A 17,387-nucleotide genomic window follows, 5' to 3' on the forward strand; every position below is an offset into this window, starting at 1 on the left:
CCATGGCACAGACCCGGATCGCCGTCATCGTCGGCAGCCTGCGCAAGGATTCGTTCAACCACAAGCTGGCCCTGGCCCTGGCGCACCTCGCGCCGTCGGACTTCACGTTCGAGACCCTGCGCATCGACGACCTGCCGCTGTACAACCAGGACGACGACGGCAACCAGGCCGCCCAGGTGAAGCGCCTCAAGAGCGAAGTGGCCGCCGCGCAGGGCGTGCTGTTCGTCACGCCCGAATACAACCGCTCGATCCCCGGCGTGCTGAAGAACGCCATCGACCACGCCTCGCGACCCTACGGCCAGAGCGTGTGGGCCGGCAAGCCGACCGGCGTGCTCGGCATCTCGGTGGGCGCCATCGGCACAGCGCTGGCCCAGCAGCACCTGCGCAACATCCTGGCGTATCTCGACGCGCCCACGATGGGCGGCCCCGAGGTCTTCCTGCAGGCCAAGGAAGGCCTGTTCGACGACAAGGGCCACATCGGCAACGAAGGCACGCAGAAATTCCTGCAGGGCTGGATGGACAAGTACGTGGCTTGGGTCAAGGCGCACTCGGCAGCCTGAGCGCAAGGCAATCGCCCATGAAAAAGGCCGCCCCACGGGGCGGCTTTTTCGTTCCGGCGGCGGAAGGCTCAGGCGGCTTGCGCGACGGTCTTCTGGTTCGCAGCTTCGGTCGTGGCCACGAGGATGTCGGCGCGGGCGGCGGCCAGGGCGGCGGCCTTGGGCGCGTCACCCATCGCGATGCCTTCGGCGCGCACGAAGCGCACGTCGGTGATGCCGAAGAAGCCGAAGATCACCTTCAGGTAGCTCTCCTGGTGCTCGGCCGCCTGGCCGCCTTCGGAGGTCGAGTAGATGCCGCCGCGGCTCGAAGCCACGATCACCGTCTTGCCGCCGGCCAGGCCGACGGGGCCCTTCTCGGTGTACTTGAAGGTGCGGCCGGCTTGCGCGAGGCGGTCGATCCAGGCCTTGAGCTGGGTCGGGATGGTGAAGTTGTACAGCGGGGCGCCGATCACGACGACGTCGGCGGCCAGGAACTGGCTCACCAGCTTTTCCGACAGGGCGTTCTCGCGCAGTTGCGCTTCGGTCGGCTGGGCCTGCACGCCGGTCTTGATGCCGAGGGCGTCGACGCCGAAGTGCGAGGGCGCGTCCACGGCGAGGTCGAGGTACTCGACCTGGGTGTCGGGGTGGGCGGCGCGCCAGGCGGCGACGGTTTCGGCGGTCAGCTGGCGCGAGGTGGAGCCGGCGGCGAGGATGCTGGAGTCGATGTGGAGCAGCTTCATGTCAGTCAATCACTTTCTGTGCAAGGTGTCGGCGCTGAGAAGTGGCCGGCGTTGGGAGAATTCTATTTTTGATGTGAGTGACTGATAAGTAGCCAAAATTTGATCAGATCGTTCTGTTGGTAGGACAATAAAGCCATGCAAGACCTCAACGACATGGTGTTCTTCGCCGAGGTGGCCGAGCGGGGCGGCTTTGCCGCCGCCAGCCGGGCGCTGGGCATCCCCAAATCGCGGCTGTCGCGCCGCGTGGCCGAGCTCGAGGAACGGCTGGGCGTGCAGCTGATGCAGCGCAGCACGCGCCGCCTGTCGCTCACGCCGGCCGGCGAGATCTACCTGCGGCATGCCTCGGCGATGCGCGACGCGGCCCAGGCGGCGGCCGAGGCGGTGGCGCAGGTGCAGACCGAGCCGAGCGGGCTGGTGCGGCTGACCTGCCCGGTCACCATCTCGCACAGCGGGCTGGCGCAGCTGATGCCGGTGTTCATGGCGCGCCACCCGGCGGTGCGCGTCGACATGCGCGTCATCAACCGGCCGGTGGACCTGATCGAGGAGGGCATCGACATCGCGCTGCGCGTGCGCCCGACCATCGAGGACAGCACGGTGCTGGTGGCCAAGACCTTCGGCCACAGCCGCGGCGTGCTGGTCGCGAGCCCGGCGCTGCTGGCCAGCCAGGGCCCGGTCGACACGCCCGCCGACCTCGCGAAGCTGCCCACGGCGGCCATGTCGGTCAACGGGGAAGGGCGCTCGGAGTGGCGGCTCGAAGGCCCGGAAGGCCGCAGCCACGTGCATGTGCACACGCCGCGCTACGTGGCCGACGACCTGGCCACGCTGCAGTTCGGCGCGCTGGGCGGCGTCGGCGTGACCCTGCTGCCCGACTACATGTGCAGCGCCGACATCGAGGCGGGCCGGCTGGTGCGGGTGCTGCCCGGCTGGGGGCCGTCGCCGGTGGTGGCGCACATGGTGTTTCCGGCGCGGCGGGCGCTGGTGCCGGCGGTGCGGCGGCTGATCGACTTCCTGTCCGAGCACCTGCAAAGCGAGCAGATGCGGATGTTTTGAGGCAGATTGCTATCTAAAAGATAGCGCCATAGTGGGTCTTCGCAGGTTCTATATGCGAAAAACGTCATATCCAAACAAACAGATATTCGTTTGCCATTGAAGCAGCGGTTCGCACAATCCAGGGCTTCACCCCCTCCTTGGAGCGACCATGGCAACCCTGCGACTCGGCGACACCGCCCCCAATTTCACCCAGGACTCCAGCGAAGGCCCGATCGACTTCTACCAGTGGGCCGGCGATTCGTGGATCGTGTTCTTCTCGCACCCGGCCGATTTCACGCCCGTGTGCACCACCGAACTCGGCAAGACGGCGGCGCTGTCGGGCGAGTTCGCCAAGCGCGGCGTGAAGCCCATCGCACTGAGCGTCGACCCGGCCACCAAGCACAAGGAGTGGATCGGCGACATCAACGAGACGCAGAACACCACCGTCAACTTCCCGATCATTGCGGACGCCGACCGCAAGGTGGCCGACCTGTACGACCTGATCCACCCGAACGCCTCGACCACGGCCACGGTGCGCAGCGTCTACATCATCGATCCCAAGAAGGTCATCCGCACCACCATCACCTACCCGGCGTCCACCGGCCGCAACTTCGACGAGATCCTGCGCGTGATCGACTCGCTGCAGCTCACCGACAGCCACAAGGTCGCCACGCCCGTGAACTGGAAGGACGGCGACGACGTCGTCATCGTGCCGAGCATCCAGGACCCGGCCGAGCTGGCCGAGCGCTTCCCCAAGGGCTTCAAGGCCGTCAAGCCTTACCTGCGCATCACGCCGCAGCCCAACAAGTAAGAAGCCGCAGGACCGCGCCGTCATGCAGACTCGTGTCGTCATCGTGCCCGGTTGGCGCGACTCCGGGCCCGGCCATTGGCAGAGCCTGTGGGAAGAACGCATTCCGGGCGCGGCGCGGGTGGCGCAGGACGACTGGGCCTCGCCCAAGCGCGATGCCTGGGTGCCTGCGCTGGCCAAGCTGGTGCTCGAAAGCGAAGGCCCCGTGGTCATCGCGGCGCACAGCCTGGGCTGCATCGCCACGGCCCACCTGCCGCCCGAGGCCGCCGCCCGCATCCAGGGCGCGCTGCTGGTGGCGCCGGCCGACCCCGAGCGCCGCGCGGTGCTGTCCGACTTCGCACCCGTGCCCTACGCGGCGCTGCCGTACCGCAGCATCGTGGTGGCGAGCAGCAACGATCCCTATTGCCCGATCCGCCTGGCGGGCGCCTATTCGCGCGCCTGGGGCAGCGAGTTCGTGCGCATGCAGAATGCGGGGCACATCAACATCGATTCGGGGCACGGAGACTGGCCGCTCGGCCTGGCCCTGCTGCAATCGTTGACCGACGAACCCGCCGCCTGGTCGGCGGGACGTGAATTTTCAGAAAACCTGGCAACCACATGACTTCCAGAATCAAGACCTTCGTCGCCGTGCTCGCGCTGGCGTCCTCCGCACTCGCCGGCAGCACCGCCTTCGCACAAGGCACGGGGCTGCTGAACGCCTCGTACGACGTGGCACGCGAGTTCTACAAGGACTACAACGCGGCCTTCGTGGCGAACTACAAGAAGGCCACGGGCAAGGACGTCAAGATCGACCAGTCGCACGGCGGCTCCAGCGCCCAGGCGCGCGCCGTGGCCGACGGCCTCGATGCCGACGTGGTGACCATGAACACCTCGACCGACATCGACTTCCTGGCCAACGCCGGCGTGGTCGCCAAGGACTGGAACAAGAAGTTCCCCGAGAACGCATCGCCCACCACCTCGACCATGCTGCTGCTGGTGCGCAACGGCAACCCCAAGGGCATCAAGGACTGGGACGACCTGGTCAAGCCTGGCGTGCAGGTCGTGATCGTCAACCCCAAGACCGGCGGCAACGGCCGCTACGCCTACCTGGCCGCCTGGGGCTACATCAAGAAGAAGGGCGGCACCGACGCCCAGGCTGCCGAGTTCGTCGGCAAGCTGTTCAAGAACGTGCCGGTGCTGGCACGCGGCGGCCGCGACGCGACCACCGCCTTCCTGCAACGCAACATCGGCGATGCGCTGATCACCTTCGAATCCGAAGTGGTCTCGATCGACCGCGAATTCGGTACCGGCAAGGTCGACTCGGTCTACCCGTCGATCTCCATCGTGGCCGAGAACCCGGTCGCCATCGTCGAGCGCACCGTCAAGAAGAAGGGCACGGGCGAGCTGGCCAAGGCCTACCTCGACTGGCTGTACTCCGAAGAAGCGCAGGAAATCGCCGCCAAGCATGCGCTGCGCCCGCGTTCGCAGACCGTGCTCAAGAAGTACGCCTCGACCTTCAAGCCGCTGCAGCTGTTCACGGTGCAGGAACTGTTCGGCAGCCTGAGCGAAGCGCAGAAGGTGCACTTCAATGACGGCGGCCAGTTCGACAAGCTGTACACCCCTGGCGCGAAGTAAATGAGCGGCGCTGCTTCTTCGGCGCTCCCGGCAGCGGGAGCGCCTTTTTCACGTGCCAACCGGGCAGGGGGCGCCAAGCGCGTGCTGCCCGGTTTCCACATCACGCTCGGCTTCACGGTCTTCTATCTGTGCCTGATCGTGCTGATCCCGTTGTCGGCGCTGGTCTTCAAGACCTTCACGATGACCTGGGAGCACTTCTGGGTGTCGGTGACCGCGCCGCGCGTGATGGCCTCGTACCGCCTGACCTTCGGCGCTTCGCTGATCGCCGCCATGGTGAACGCGGTGTTCGGCCTGCTCGTGGCTTGGGTGCTGGTGCGCTACAAGTTCCCGGGCAAGCGCATCGTCGATGCGCTGGTCGACCTGCCGTTCGCGCTGCCCACGGCCGTGGCCGGCATCTCGCTCACGGCGCTGCTCGCGGGCAACGGCTGGATCGGGCAGCTGCTCGAGCCGCACGGCATCAAGCTGGCGTTCACGCCGGCGGGCATCGTGATCGCGCTGATCTTCATCGGGCTGCCCTTCGTGGTGCGCACGGTGCAGCCGGTGCTCGAGGACGCCGAGAAGGAACTCGAAGAAGCCGCCACCTCGCTGGGCGCCACGCGCCTGCAGACCTTCACCAAGGTGATCTTTCCGTCGATCGCGCCCGCGTTGCTGACGGGCTTTGCGATGGCCTTCGCACGCGCCATCGGCGAGTACGGCTCCGTGATCTTCATCGCCGGCAACATGCCGATGATTTCCGAGATCACGCCGCTCATCATCATCGGCAAGCTGGAGCAGTACGACTACACGGGCGCCACCGCGGTCGCGCTGGTGATGCTGGTGCTGTCGTTCATCCTGCTGCTGGTCATCAACGGCCTGCAAGCCTGGCAACGCAAGCGCGCAGGAGCCTGACATGAGCGCACCTTCGAAAATCATCCGCCGCGCGCAGGCCGGCACCACCGAGTCGGCCTGGGTCCGCTGGACGCTGATCGGCATCGCCCTGGCGTTCATGTTCCTGTTCCTCGTGCTGCCGCTGGCGGCCGTGGCGGTCGAGGCGCTGCGCAAGGGCCTCAATGCCTACCTCGAGGCGCTGAAGGAACCCGATGCGTGGAGCGCCATCCGCCTCACGCTGATCACCGCCGCCATCGCGGTGCCGATGAACCTCGTGTTCGGCGTGGCCGCGGCCTGGGCCATTGCCAAGTTCGAGTTCCGCGGCAAGGCCTTTCTCACCACGCTGATCGACCTGCCGTTCGCGGTGTCGCCGGTGGTGGCGGGCCTGATCTACGTGTTGGTGTTCGGCGCGCAGGGCTGGTTCGGTCCGTGGCTGGCAGAGCACGACATCAAGATCATCTTCGCCGTGCCCGGCATCGTGCTGGCCACCGTGTTCGTGACCTTTCCCTTCATTGCGCGCGAACTCATTCCGCTGATGCAGGCGCAGGGCACCGACGAAGAGCAGGCCGCCATCGTGCTCGGCGCGACCGGCTGGCAGACCTTCCGGCGCGTGACCTTGCCCAACATCAAGTGGGGCCTGCTGTACGGCGTGATCCTGTGCAATGCGCGCGCCATGGGCGAGTTCGGCGCGGTGTCGGTGGTGTCGGGCCACATCCGCGGCCAGACCAACACGATGCCGCTGCACGTCGAGGTGCTCTACAACGAATACCAGTCGGTGGCCGCCTTCGCGGTGGCCTCGCTGCTGGCGATCCTGGCGCTGGTCACCCTGGTGATCAAGTCGGTCATCGAGTGGCGCCATGAGCGCGAAATGAAAGCCATCGCCGAGCTGCCGCCCGAGCGTCCCCCCGAGCCTTCGGCGGCCTGAGAAGACGAGAGAACAAGACCATGAGCATCGAAATCCGCAACATCAGCAAGCAGTTCGGCGACTTCCGCGCGCTGAACAACGTGAACCTCGACGTCGAGTCGGGCGAACTGGTCGCGCTGCTCGGCCCCTCGGGCTGCGGCAAGACCACGCTGCTGCGCATCATCGCGGGCCTGGAAGCGGCCGACACCGGCAGCATCCATTTCTCGGGCGAAGACACGACCGACGTGCACGTGCGCGAACGCCAGGTCGGCTTCGTGTTCCAGCACTACGCGCTGTTCCGCCACATGACCGTGTTCGAGAACGTGGCCTTCGGCCTGCGCGTGAAGCCGCGCAAGGAGCGCCCGAGCGACGCGCAGATCAAGGCCAAGGTGACCGACCTGCTCAAGCTGGTGCAGCTCGACTGGCTGGCCGACCGCTACCCGTCGCAGCTGTCCGGCGGCCAGCGCCAGCGCATCGCGCTGGCCCGCGCGCTGGCGGTGGAGCCCAAGGTGCTGCTGCTGGACGAACCCTTCGGCGCACTCGACGCCAAGGTGCGCAAGGAACTGCGCCGCTGGCTGCGCCGGCTGCACGACGAGCTGCACGTCACCTCGATCTTCGTCACGCACGACCAGGAAGAAGCACTCGAAGTGGCCGACCGCGTGGTGGTCATCAACAAGGGCCGCATCGAACAGGTCGGCTCGCCGCAGGACGTGTGGGACAAGCCCGCGAGCCCGTTCGTGTACGGCTTCCTGGGCGACGTGAACCTGTTCCACGGCCGGGCCGACAACGGCGCCGTGCAACTGGACGGCATGCGCATCGACTCGCCCGAGCACAGCAGCGCGCGCGACGCCAAGGCGCTGGCCTACGTGCGCCCGCATGACCTCGATGTGACACGCTACGTGTCGGGTGCCACGGGCATCGTCGCCACCCTGTCGCGCGCGATCGTGGTCGGACCGATCGCGCGGCTGGAACTTGAGCCCACCGAAACGAATCCAGATAATCCGGGCTCCGGAACCATCATCGAAGCGCAACTCCCTGCGCAACAGTTCCGCGACCTGGGCTTGAAGGAAGGCGACACCGTCGTCGCCAACCCCCGCAAGGCCAGGGTGTTCGTAGAAGAAGATTGGGTATCTCCTTGATCCATTGGTACTTCGGCGCGCCGCGCCGCGCGCTCGGGCTGATCTGCCTGGCCTGTGTCCTCATGCTGGCCTTCGGGCTGTATCTGCAGCACGTGGTCGGGCTCGAACCCTGCCCGATGTGCATCGTGCAGCGCTATGCGCTGATGCTGGTGGCGCTGTTCACCGGCCTGGCGGCGCTGTTCAACAGCCGCGGCCTGCAGGTGACGGGCGGGGTGCTGGCGCTGGCGGCGGCGGTGGGCGGTGCCTACACGGCGGCGCAGCAGAGCTGGCTGCAGTGGTATCCGCCCGAGATCGTCTCGTGCGGGCGTGACCTGTACGGGATGATCGAGACCTTCCCGCTCAAGCGCGCACTGCCGATGATCTTCCGCGGCGGCGGCGACTGTTCCAAGATCGACTGGTCGCTGTTCGGCCTGACGCTGGCGAACTGGTCGTTCATCGCGTTCACGGTGCTGGCGCTGTTGCTCCTCACCTTGCTCTTGCGCCGGCGCACGGCGCGCTGAGTTCTTTTTCAGTAGTTCTTGCGGCGTGGCCCGCTGTCCTTCGAGGGCAGCGGGCCACGCCGTTTTTCATGGGGCGCTGCGCAGGCCCGTGCAAAAAGCCCGCCGAAACGCATGCTTTAGCAGCCCTTCAGCAACCGGGGCTAGGATCAATCGCATCCCTTCCCGGGCCTTGCCGCCCGATTCATCCCACTTCTTCACTGCATGCCCACCACTCCTTCGCGACGATCGCGCAAGTTCCTTGTCGGCCTGGCCTTGCTCGTCGTGCTGGCCATCGCGGCCTTCTTCTGGCTGAGCCCGCCGAAGAAAAGCGACTACCTGACCGCCACCGTGCAGCGCAGCGACCTGGAGAACGCGGTGCTCGCCACCGGCGTGCTGCAGGCTCTCAAGCAGGTCGAGGTGGGCGCGCAGGTGTCCGGTCAGCTCAAGTCGCTGAAGGTGGTGCTCGGCCAGACGGTGAAGAAGGGCGACTGGCTGGCCGAGATCGACCCCGTCATCTCGCAGAACACGCTCGCACAGGAGCAGGCCAAGCTGGAGAACCTGCAAGCCCAGAAGCTCGCCAAGGAAGTGCGCGTGAAGCAGGCCGAGCTTACCTGGGCGCGCCAGCGCGAGATGTTGGCGCAGGACGCCGCCGCGCGCCAGGACCTGGAAGGCGCCGACACCGAGCTGCGCGCGCTGCGCGCCGACGCCGTCTCGCTCGACGCGCAGATCCGCCAGCAGAAGCTGGCCCTGGCCTCGGCGCAGACCAACTTGTCGTACACCCGCATCGTCGCGCCCATCGACGGCGACGTGGTGTCCATCAGCACGCTCGAAGGCCAGACCGTGGTGGCCTCGTTCCAGGTGCCCACGCTGATGAAGCTGGCCGACCTGTCGACCATGACCGTGAAGGCGCAAGTGTCCGAGGCCGACGTGGTGCGCGTGAAGGCGGGCCAGCCGGTGTACTTCACCATCCTGGGCGACCCCGACACGCGCTACCACGGCACGCTGCGCGCGGTGCAGCCGTCGCCCGAGAAGATCAACAACGCCGTGTTCTTCAACGCACTGTTCGACGTGCCCAACCCCGAGCGCACGCTGCGCGTCGACATGACGGCGCAGGTCGCCATCCTGCTGGGCGAGGCCAAGCAGGCGCTGACCGTGCCGCTCACCGCGCTCGGCACGCGCGACAAGGATGGCCGCCACGAAGTGCGCGTGCTCCTGCCCGACCAGCGCGTGGAAAAGCGGCAGGTGCGCGTGGGCATCAGCAACAACTTCCAGGCGCAGGTGCTCGAAGGCCTGAAGGAGGGCGACAGCGTCATCACCGGCGACGCTTCGGCGCTGGAGAAGACCGACGGCAATGACAGCGGCAGCCGGAGGCCGCGCCAGTGACGCAGCCGCTGCTGACCCTGCGCGGCATCGGCCGCAGCTTTCCCTCGGGCGAGCAGGAAGTCCAGGTGCTGAAAGACGTCAACCTGGACATCGGCCACGGCGAAATGCTGGCCATCGTCGGCGCCTCGGGCTCGGGCAAGTCGACGCTCATGAACATCCTCGGCTGCCTCGACCGGCCGAGCACCGGCACCTACACCGTGTCGGGCCAGGACGTCGGCACGCTCGACAGCGACGCGCTCGCTGCGCTGCGGCGCGAGCACTTCGGCTTCATCTTCCAGCGCTACCACCTCATGCAGCACCTGACGGCTACCGGCAACGTCGAGGTGCCCGCCGTCTATGCCGGCACCGAGGGCTCGGCGCGCGACGCGCGGGCGCGGCAACTGCTCGCGCGCCTGGGCCTGGAAGACCGCACCGAGCACCGGCCGAGCCAGCTCTCGGGCGGCCAGCAGCAGCGCGTGAGCATCGCGCGCGCGCTGATGAACGGCGGCCAGGTCATCCTGGCCGACGAGCCCACCGGCGCGCTCGACAGCAAGAGCGGCCAGGAGGTCATCGGCATCCTGCGCGAGCTGCATGCGCAGGGGCACACGATCATCATCGTGACGCACGACATGCAGGTGGCACGCTGCACCGAACGCATCATCGAGATCGCCGACGGCGTGATCGTGGGCGACCGGCCGAACGTGCCGACCGTGGCCGCGCCCGCGCAGACGGTCGGCGACGACACCCCCACGCCGCCCGCGATGACGCGCCCCACGCTGGGCATCGCGCGCTTCAGCACCGGATGGGCGCGTTTCTCCGAAGCCTTCCGCATGGCCTGGCGCTCGATGATGGCGCACCGCATGCGCACGGCGCTGACCATGCTGGGCATCATCATCGGCATCACCTCGGTGGTGTCGATCGTGGCCATCGGGGAGGGCGCCAAGCGCTTCGTGCTGGCCGACATCAAGGCCATCGGCACCAACACGCTCGACATCTACCCGGGCCACGACTTCGGCGACGACAAGGCCGCGAGCATCCGCACGCTGCTGCCGGCCGACCTGCAGGCCATTGCCGCGCAGCCCTACGTGCACAGCGTCACGCCGACCACCATGCGCAGCCTGCGCCTGCGCTACCGCAGCGCCGACGTCAACGGCAACGTGAACGGCGTCAGCGACAACTTCTTCAGCGTGCGCGACATCCAGATGGCCAGCGGCACGGACTTCGACGCCAACGACGTGCGGCACCAGTCGCAGGTGGTGGTGATCGACCAGAACACGCGGCGCAAGCTCTTTCCCGACGGCACCGATCCGGTCGGCAAGATCATCCTGGTGGGCAGCCTGCCGTGCACCGTGATCGGCGTGGCGCAGGAAAAGAAGAGCATGTTCGGCGAGAACAAGTCGCTCAACATCTGGCTGCCCTACAGCACGGGTGCAAGCCGCCTGTTCGGCCAGCAGCACTTCGACAGCATCACCGTGCGCATCCGCGACGACCAGCCGACCAAGGCGGCCGAAGAGAGCATCGTGCGGCTGCTCACGCTGCGCCACGGCGGCAAGGATTTCTTCACCTTCAATATGGACAGCATCGTGAAGACGGCCGAGCGCACGAGCCAGTCGCTCACGCTGCTGCTGTCGCTGATCGCGGTGATCTCGCTCGTGGTGGGCGGCATCGGCGTGATGAACATCATGCTGGTCTCGGTGACCGAGCGCACCCGCGAGATCGGCATCCGCATGGCCGTGGGCGCGCGCCAGAGCGACGTGCTGCAGCAGTTCCTGACCGAGGCCGTGCTCGTGTGCCTGGTCGGTGGTTTCATCGGCGTGCTGCTGTCGTACGGCATCAGCTTTGTGTTCTCGCTGTTCGTGAAGCAATGGCAAATGATCTTTTCGCTCGGGGCCGTGGTGTCGGCCTTCCTGTGCGCGTCGCTCATCGGCGTGCTGTTCGGGTACCTGCCGGCGCGCAACGCCGCGCGGCTCGACCCCATCGAGGCACTGGCGCGTGAGTAGCGCGCGACCGACCCTGGGGGCGCTCGCCATCGCACTGGCGCTCGGCGGCTGCACGCTGTTCGCGCCGGAGCGGCGCGAACAACGGCCGCTCGGCGTGCCGCAGGCCTGGCAGCAGCAACAGCCTCTGCCGCAGAACGCAGCGGCCGTGCCGCAGGCCCGCTGGTGGACCGCCTTCCACGACGCGCGGCTCGACACCCTCATCGACAGCGCCTTGCGCACCAACAACAACCTCGCCGCCGCCGGCATCCGCGTGCAGCGGGCGCAGCTGCAGGCCGGCTTGGCGAACACCAACCTCACGCCCGGCGTGACAGGTCAACTGGGCACCCAACGCAGCTTCGACCTGAAGCGCGGCGGCGTGGCCGCATCGAGCGCGAGCTCCTTGCTGAGCCTGAGCTACGAAGTCGACCTGTGGGGCCGCCTGTCGGCGCAGCGCAGCGTTGCCGACTGGGAGCTGCAGGCCACCCAGTCCGACCGCGAGGCCACGGCGCTGGCGCTGGTGGGCACCACAGCCGGGCTGTACTGGCAGACCGGCTACCTGAACCACCGCATTGCGCTGAGCGAAGCGGGCATGGCCGATGCACGGCGCATCCAGGCGCTGGTGCGCGCCAAATATGCGGCGGGCGCCGTGTCCGGCCTCGACGTCGCGCAGGCGGGCCAGAATCTCGCGAGCCAGGAGGCCGCGCACACGCAGTTGCTGCAACAGCGCGTCGAGGCGCGCAACGCGCTGGCCATCCTGTTCGACATGCCGCCCGACGCGCCAAGGGACGAGCCCTCGCAGCTGCCGGACACCGCCTTGCCCGTGATCGATGCCGGCCTGCCCGCCAGCCTGCTGGGCCGCCGGCCCGACCTGCGCGCTGCGGAGCAGCGCCTGCGGTCCTCGCTGGCGAACGTCGATGCCACGCGCACCAGCTTCTATCCGGTGCTGAACCTCACGGGTTCGCTGGGCGCGGGGAGCAATGCACTGGGCGAGGTACTGAAGAACCCGGTCGCGACCCTCGGTGCCGGCCTGGTGCTGCCTTTCCTGCAATGGAACACCGCGCGGCTGACCGTCGCCGTATCGCAGACGCAGTATGAAGAAGCGGTCGTCGGGTTCCGCCAGTCGTTGTACACCGCGCTGTCCGAGGTCGAGAACACGCTGTCGTCGCGCACCCAGCTGCAGGACGAAAGCGTGAAGCTGGCCCAGGCGCTGCAACAGGCGCAACGCGCCGAGGCCTTGTCGGAAGTTCGTTACCGCGCCGGCGCCACCGCGCTGCAACCGGTGCTCGATGCCAAGGACAAGCGCCGCGCCGCGGAGGTGTCGCTGGCGCAGAACCGCCTGAACCAGCTCAATGCGACGATGACGCTCTACAAGGCGCTGGGTGGAGGCGCGATCGTCGAGTAGCGGAAGAAAGGCAAGGAGCTCTCACGCCACGGCAGGTGCCCGGCAGGCGGTACGGTGTGGGCGGCCCGTCTGTGCCGCCGAGGAGCGCAGCGTTTCGCGGATCAGGGCTCGCAGCTGTTTGAGCCGAAGGCGAGTTCTGCGAGACCCCGCGAAACGCGAGCACCGCAGGGCAGCCGCGAAGCGGCCGGCACAGTGGGGCCGACCGCGCCGTACCGCTTGCCGGGCGCCCCTCAAAAGAGACCTAAGCCTGAAACGGCGGCGCCCCCCGCACCTTCCGAAAGAGCAACCCAGGCAACCGCAAGACAAACTCCACCATCAACCGCGTGTGCATCCAAGTCAGCAGCACATTGTCCCGCCCATAGCGAAAGTGCGACACCCCGCCTTCCTCCGCCGTCAGGTACTTCACAGGCGCATCGATGTTCACCGGCTTGACCCCGCGCCAGGCCAGCCGCACGACCGCCTCGGTATCGAAGTCGAAACGCCGCATCCACGGCTGCCGCGTCATCACAGCGATCAGGTCGACCACCGGGTACACGCGAAAACCGTAAAGCGAATCGCCGACACCCGCGAACAGCGTCTCGAGCTGCGTCCAGCCGTTGGACACCCGCCGCCCACGCACCCGCAGCAGCGGCGCGCTGGCGTCGAACACCGGCCGGCCCAGCACCATCGTCTCGGGCCGCGCCAGCGAGGCGTTCATGAAAGAGGGGATCAGGTCCGCCGGATGCTGCCCGTCGGAATCCATCGTGAGCGCGTGCGTGAAGCCCGCTTCTTTCGCGACCCGCAAGCCGTGCAGCACCGCCGACCCCTTGCCCTGGTTCTGCGGCAGCACCCACACGCGCAGGCCGGGATCGCTGGCCGCCATCTGCTGCAGCCGTTCACCCGTGCCGTCGTCGCTGCCGTCGATCACCACCCACACCGGGTTCCATTGGGCCCGCGCGGCGGCGACCGTCGAGAACAGGCGCTCGCCCGTGTTGTAGCTGGGGATCAGGACAAGGTGGGTGCGCGAGGCGTCTGCTGGCATTCGGGGGACGCGTCGGTGGCGCGCTGCTCCATGTGTTGACGGAAATAGTGTTCCAGCTCGACCTGCAGCGCATCGCTGTCCTGCGTCGGCGCAAAGCGCTTGCCCAGCCGCAGCGTGAAGACGATGGGCAGCGGCGGCACGCGCCACAGCGGCCAGCCCTTGCCTAGGTAGGGCGAGTCGGTGTCGATGAACACGGTCTGGATCGGTGCCTGCGCCAGCTTGGCGATCAGCGTGGTGCCGGGGCGGAAGGGGTTCAGCGGCGGCGTCACCGTGCGCGTGCCTTCGGGAAAGATCACGAGCTGGCCGCCCTGGCGCAGGTCGTTGACCGCCAGGCGCACCATCGTGCGGGCCGACTTGTTGCTGATGTAGCGCGCCAGCCGGGCTCCCGCGCCGAGGAAGATGTTGCTCATCAGCTCGGCCTTCATGATGCAGGCGCTGCGCGGCAGCCGCGCCACCAGCAGCAGCGCATCGAGCATGGTCGGGTGGTTGGCCACGAAGATCACGCCGGGCTCGTTGCGCATCGGGTCCAGGCACGAAGCGTCGATGCGCATCATGCCGGTGACCGAGGCGAGCCACCAGAACATCCGGTAGGCAAAAGCGATGGTCATGCGGCCCAGCGCGCGCGCCGGTACGGCCGGCATCACCGGATACAGCAGCATGGCGACGAAGTTCCAGACCAGCGAAATCAGGCCGAGGAACAGCAGCAGCGCATAGAGCATCAGCGCGAGCGGGATCGACGTGAGAAGACGCAGCACGTTCATGGGTGGTGTCGGTCGAGCAGGCGAACGGCGGGCCGCTCAGGCGGCCTGCAGCCGGCCGGCGGCGACCGTGTGGGCCTCGATCTCGACCAGCAGATCGCTGCGGCAGATGTCGGCTTCCAGGTACACCGCATGGCGGGCCATCGGCGACTGGGCGCCGAGCGCGGCTTCGATCACCTCGCGCACGGCGTCGGTGTCCGACGGATGCCGCACGTACACCACGCAGTCGAGCGCATCGAGCGAGAAGTGCGCCGTGGTCTGCGCATGGGCGGAGGCGATCACGGCCTCGAGGTTGCGCAGCGTTTCGCGGGCCTGCTCACGCACGTCGCCGTGGTGCACCGTTTCGTGGCCGACGATGCTCGCCGTGCCCGAGATGAAGAGCGCGACCTGACCGTCGCCGATGTCCGCCAGTGCGGCGCGCGAGAAGGTCGGCGAGCGCGGGCCGTAGGTTTCGGGATAGCGGTAGGCCGACACCTGCCGCGGGTTCTCGACCGGCAGCGGCGCGGCACGTCCCGCAAGAAAACGGATCGACAGCGCGCCCTGGCGGATGCCCAGCGCGCAGGCGGCCGGGGCACCTTCGAAGGCGGCGCGGCCAGCCTCGAAGAAGGCTTCCTGCCGGCCGAGGTTGAACTGGCGATACCGCTCCAGCCCGCCGCCGTCGGCGTTGATGCGCGGCAGATAATTCCAGATGCGCTGCAGGTGCGGCGTATCGGCCTGGTCGAGTGTGCGGAACAGGTCGCGGTAGGCGCGCTGCGCAAGCTCGGTCAGGCTCTGGCCTTCGACGGCTTCATCGAGGTCGATGGCGCCCAGCAGCCAGTGCCCGTCGGTGCGCCAGCGCGCGATGCCGGTGGTGCCCGACCGGACCTGGGTGCCGTCACCCGCGTGCCACACATCGGCCATCGCGCCTTGCGGCGACAGCACGCGCGCGTTGACCGTGGGCATCCAGGCGACACCGTGCGGCGTGCCGTAGCCGAGCGCGGCGAAGGGCGCATGGCTGTGCGTGGCCAGCGCAAGGCTGTCCGGCAGCGAGAGGCGCTCCACGCGCAGGGGGGAATGAAGGCGGTCGTCCTGGGGGCGCACGTTCAGCGAACCTCGTCGGCGGTGGATTCGGGTTTGCGGCCGGTGTAGGCCGAGAAGACCCCGAGGCTCGCATGCCGGCGCACGTCGCTGAAGCCGGCGGCGCCCAGTGCCCGCATGACGCGCTCGGGCGGGATGCAGGCCTCGATCGTGTCCCAGTAATAGCGCCACAGCTCCGAGGTGTCGCTGCGGCGGCCGACCACGCGGGCGATCAGCGGCACCACGGCGCGCATGTAGCCCTTGAGCAGTGCGGTGGCGATGCGGCCCTCGGGCTTGGTGATCTCGAGCACCACCACGCGCCCGCCCGGGCGCAGCACGCGATGGAACTCGGAAAAGGCGGCGGCCACATCGCTGATGTGGCGCATGGCGTAACCCATGCTCACGAAATCGCAGCTGGCGTCGGGCCGGGGCAGGGCCTCGGCGACGCCTTGAATGAGTTCGACGCCGGGCAGCCGGACCTGGCCCATCATGCCCACGCTGGGGTCGACGCCGGTGAGCTTGCCGGTAGAGCCGATGAGCTTCAGGGCTTCGCGGGCGACGAGCCCGGTGCCGATGCCCACGTCGAGCACCTGGGCGCCCGCCGTGAGGCCGGCCTGCTTCAGCGCGTCGCGGCGGTACGAGGGGCCGGTGCCGAAGGCCAGCACGGCTTCGATGCGGTCGTAGTCCGCGGCCGTGCTGTCGAAGATGCGCCGCAGGAACGCCTGGTGCTCCGCTTCGGTGTTGTAGTACAGCGGCAGCGGGGCGTGCGGCGGCAGGGCGTCGGGATTTCCCGTACCGGCAATGGGCGATGGCGTCATCGAACAATTATCACCAAAAGGTCCGGGCCGAAATCCCGGGCGCCGGGGGAGCGTTGTGTGCGCCGGACAGTAAACTCCACACTTGCTTTGAAAACACACGACAGCGAGAGAGAAAGCCATGGCCGGACATAGCAAGTGGGCAAATATTCAGCACCGCAAGGGCCGCCAGGACGAGAAACGGGGCAAGCTCTGGACCCGCGCCATCCGTGAAATCACGGTGGCGGCACGCGCCGGCGGCGCCGACCTCAGCGCCAACCCCCGGCTGCGGCTGGCGGTCGAAAAGGCCAAGGCGGTCAACCTGCCCATCGACACCGTCAAGCGCAACATCGACAAGGCCACGGGCAACCTCGAAGGCGTCAATTACGAAGAAATTCGTTACGAAGGGTACGGCATCGGCGGCGCGGCGATCATCGTCGACACCATGACCGACAACCGCGTGCGCACCGTGGCCGAAGTGCGCCACGCCTTCTCCAAGCACGGCGGCAACATGGGCACCGAAGGCTCGGTGGCCTTCCAGTTCAAGCACTGCGGCCAGATCATCTTTGCGCCCGGCACCAGCGAGGACAAGGTCATGGAAGTGGCCCTCGAAGCCGGCGCCGAGGACGTGATCACCGACGACGATGGCGCCATCGAGGTGCTCACCGCCATCGGCGACTTCGAGGCCGTGAAGAACGCGCTCGAAGCCGCGGGCCTGAAGCCCGACGCCGCCGAAATCACGATGCGCGCCGAGAACACCGTGGACGTGACCGGCGAAGACGCGGCCAGGATGCAGAAGCTCCTCGACGTGCTCGAGGACCTGGACGACGTGCAGGACGTTTATCACAACGCCGCACTGTCCGACTGAGCGAATGAATGATGGATCCACAGCGACAAAC

At 67.7% G+C, this 17,387-nt stretch carries 18 protein-coding genes; 13 read left to right on the forward strand and 5 right to left on the reverse strand.

All coding sequences use genetic code 11. The annotated features are described in order from the left end of the window. Window positions 1-2: 2 nt before the first annotated feature. Window positions 3-560 (forward strand): NADPH-dependent FMN reductase, encoded by a 558-nt coding sequence (locus FFI97_RS05530; protein ID WP_062470062.1) that lies wholly within the window; start codon window positions 3-5, stop codon window positions 558-560. Window positions 561-628: 68 nt separating this feature from the next. Here FFI97_RS05530 and FFI97_RS05535 read toward each other — a convergent pair whose 3' ends face one another. Continuing rightward, entirely contained in the window at window positions 629-1,276 is a 648-nt protein-coding gene (locus tag FFI97_RS05535; RefSeq protein WP_139704216.1) for an FMN-dependent NADH-azoreductase, read from the reverse strand. Between the two features lie 135 nt (window positions 1,277-1,411). Between FFI97_RS05535 and FFI97_RS05540 the strand changes: the two genes are divergently transcribed. The 11 genes from FFI97_RS05540 (at window position 1,412) to FFI97_RS05590 (ending at window position 12,859) form a co-directional block, all read left to right on the forward strand. Next, entirely contained in the window at window positions 1,412-2,326 is a 915-nt protein-coding gene (locus FFI97_RS05540) for a LysR family transcriptional regulator (RefSeq protein ID WP_070060824.1), read from the forward strand. A 148-nt stretch (window positions 2,327-2,474) separates the two neighbouring features. Continuing rightward, window positions 2,475-3,116, forward strand: a complete 642-nt coding sequence (locus FFI97_RS05545) for a peroxiredoxin (protein ID WP_062470070.1) — start codon at window positions 2,475-2,477, stop codon at window positions 3,114-3,116. 22 nt (window positions 3,117-3,138) lie between these two features. Further along, window positions 3,139-3,714: an RBBP9/YdeN family alpha/beta hydrolase gene (locus tag FFI97_RS05550; protein ID WP_056580397.1), complete on the forward strand. Its 576-nt coding sequence runs from the start codon at window positions 3,139-3,141 to the stop codon at window positions 3,712-3,714. Then, window positions 3,711-4,727, forward strand: a complete 1,017-nt coding sequence (locus FFI97_RS05555; protein WP_062470072.1) for a sulfate ABC transporter substrate-binding protein — start codon at window positions 3,711-3,713, stop codon at window positions 4,725-4,727. Before FFI97_RS05550 ends, FFI97_RS05555 begins: the two co-directional genes overlap by 4 nt. Continuing rightward, the gene (cysT, locus tag FFI97_RS05560) at window positions 4,728-5,615 is read left to right on the forward strand and encodes a sulfate ABC transporter permease subunit CysT (protein WP_062470075.1); all 888 of its coding nucleotides are present in this window, start codon (window positions 4,728-4,730) and stop codon (window positions 5,613-5,615) included. Between the two features lies 1 nt (window position 5,616). Further along, a complete protein-coding gene (cysW, locus tag FFI97_RS05565; protein WP_062470078.1) occupies window positions 5,617-6,519 on the forward strand; it encodes a sulfate ABC transporter permease subunit CysW in 903 nt (300 codons plus the stop codon). Between the two features lie 20 nt (window positions 6,520-6,539). Beyond that, entirely contained in the window at window positions 6,540-7,637 is a 1,098-nt protein-coding gene (locus FFI97_RS05570) for a sulfate/molybdate ABC transporter ATP-binding protein (protein ID WP_139704214.1), read from the forward strand. Continuing rightward, window positions 7,634-8,137 carry a disulfide bond formation protein B gene (locus tag FFI97_RS05575; protein ID WP_139704211.1) on the forward strand — a complete coding sequence of 168 codons (504 nt, stop codon included), beginning with the start codon at window positions 7,634-7,636 and terminating at the stop codon, window positions 8,135-8,137. The genes FFI97_RS05570 and FFI97_RS05575 overlap by 4 nt, the downstream gene beginning before the upstream one ends. Window positions 8,138-8,338: 201 nt before the next feature. Further along, the gene (macA, locus tag FFI97_RS05580; RefSeq protein ID WP_139704209.1) at window positions 8,339-9,499 is read left to right on the forward strand and encodes a macrolide transporter subunit MacA; all 1,161 of its coding nucleotides are present in this window, start codon (window positions 8,339-8,341) and stop codon (window positions 9,497-9,499) included. Next, entirely contained in the window at window positions 9,496-11,478 is a 1,983-nt protein-coding gene (macB, locus tag FFI97_RS05585; protein ID WP_139704206.1) for a macrolide ABC transporter ATP-binding protein/permease MacB, read from the forward strand. Before macA ends, macB begins: the two co-directional genes overlap by 4 nt. After that, window positions 11,471-12,859, forward strand: coding sequence for an efflux transporter outer membrane subunit (locus FFI97_RS05590; RefSeq protein ID WP_139704204.1), 1,389 nt, complete (start codon window positions 11,471-11,473; stop codon window positions 12,857-12,859). The genes macB and FFI97_RS05590 overlap by 8 nt, the downstream gene beginning before the upstream one ends. A gap of 241 nt (window positions 12,860-13,100) precedes the next feature. Here FFI97_RS05590 and FFI97_RS05595 read toward each other — a convergent pair whose 3' ends face one another. Genes FFI97_RS05595 through FFI97_RS05610 form a run of 4 tightly spaced genes read right to left on the reverse strand, consistent with a single transcriptional unit; the run spans window position 13,101 to window position 16,512 of the window. After that, on the reverse strand, window positions 13,101-13,880 hold the full coding sequence (locus FFI97_RS05595; protein WP_139701691.1) for a glycosyltransferase family 2 protein: 780 nt from the start codon (window positions 13,878-13,880) through the stop codon (window positions 13,101-13,103). Next, complete coding sequence (locus FFI97_RS05600) at window positions 13,844-14,641, reverse strand: lysophospholipid acyltransferase family protein (RefSeq protein WP_139701690.1); 798 nt, start codon at window positions 14,639-14,641, stop codon at window positions 13,844-13,846. Before FFI97_RS05600 ends, FFI97_RS05595 begins: the two co-directional genes overlap by 37 nt. Before the next feature lie 36 nt (window positions 14,642-14,677). Next, window positions 14,678-15,718, reverse strand: a complete 1,041-nt coding sequence (locus FFI97_RS05605; protein ID WP_139701689.1) for a Rid family hydrolase — start codon at window positions 15,716-15,718, stop codon at window positions 14,678-14,680. A gap of 2 nt (window positions 15,719-15,720) precedes the next feature. Continuing rightward, window positions 15,721-16,512 (reverse strand): class I SAM-dependent methyltransferase, encoded by a 792-nt coding sequence (locus FFI97_RS05610; protein ID WP_139701688.1) that lies wholly within the window; start codon window positions 16,510-16,512, stop codon window positions 15,721-15,723. 118 nt (window positions 16,513-16,630) lie between these two features. On the opposite strand from FFI97_RS05610, the gene FFI97_RS05615 reads away from it, so the two are divergent. Beyond that, window positions 16,631-17,356: a YebC/PmpR family DNA-binding transcriptional regulator gene (locus tag FFI97_RS05615; RefSeq protein ID WP_056580425.1), complete on the forward strand. Its 726-nt coding sequence runs from the start codon at window positions 16,631-16,633 to the stop codon at window positions 17,354-17,356. The last annotated feature ends 31 nt before the right edge of the window (window positions 17,357-17,387 follow it).

This window comes from Variovorax sp. KBS0712, from assembly GCF_006323185.2.
GTDB classification, from domain to species: Bacteria; Pseudomonadota; Gammaproteobacteria; order Burkholderiales; family Burkholderiaceae_C; genus Variovorax; species Variovorax boronicumulans.

Coding starts and splice junctions, on each gene's coding strand:
- FFI97_RS05570 (WP_139704214.1), top strand. CDS start 6,540: ATGAGCATCGAAATCCGCAACATCAGCAAGCAGTTCGGCGACTTCCGC.
- FFI97_RS05530 (WP_062470062.1), top strand. CDS start 3: ATGGCACAGACCCGGATCGCCGTCATCGTCGGCAGCCTGCGCAAGGAT.
- FFI97_RS05535 (WP_139704216.1), bottom strand. CDS start 1,276: ATGAAGCTGCTCCACATCGACTCCAGCATCCTCGCCGCCGGCTCCACC.
- FFI97_RS05545 (WP_062470070.1), top strand. CDS start 2,475: ATGGCAACCCTGCGACTCGGCGACACCGCCCCCAATTTCACCCAGGAC.
- cysW (WP_062470078.1), top strand. CDS start 5,617: ATGAGCGCACCTTCGAAAATCATCCGCCGCGCGCAGGCCGGCACCACC.
- FFI97_RS05555 (WP_062470072.1), top strand. CDS start 3,711: ATGACTTCCAGAATCAAGACCTTCGTCGCCGTGCTCGCGCTGGCGTCC.
- FFI97_RS05550 (WP_056580397.1), top strand. CDS start 3,139: ATGCAGACTCGTGTCGTCATCGTGCCCGGTTGGCGCGACTCCGGGCCC.
- FFI97_RS05615 (WP_056580425.1), top strand. CDS start 16,631: ATGGCCGGACATAGCAAGTGGGCAAATATTCAGCACCGCAAGGGCCGC.
- cysT (WP_062470075.1), top strand. CDS start 4,728: ATGAGCGGCGCTGCTTCTTCGGCGCTCCCGGCAGCGGGAGCGCCTTTT.
- FFI97_RS05600 (WP_139701690.1), bottom strand. CDS start 14,641: ATGAACGTGCTGCGTCTTCTCACGTCGATCCCGCTCGCGCTGATGCTC.
- FFI97_RS05540 (WP_070060824.1), top strand. CDS start 1,412: ATGCAAGACCTCAACGACATGGTGTTCTTCGCCGAGGTGGCCGAGCGG.
- FFI97_RS05610 (WP_139701688.1), bottom strand. CDS start 16,512: ATGACGCCATCGCCCATTGCCGGTACGGGAAATCCCGACGCCCTGCCG.
- FFI97_RS05595 (WP_139701691.1), bottom strand. CDS start 13,880: ATGCCAGCAGACGCCTCGCGCACCCACCTTGTCCTGATCCCCAGCTAC.
- macA (WP_139704209.1), top strand. CDS start 8,339: ATGCCCACCACTCCTTCGCGACGATCGCGCAAGTTCCTTGTCGGCCTG.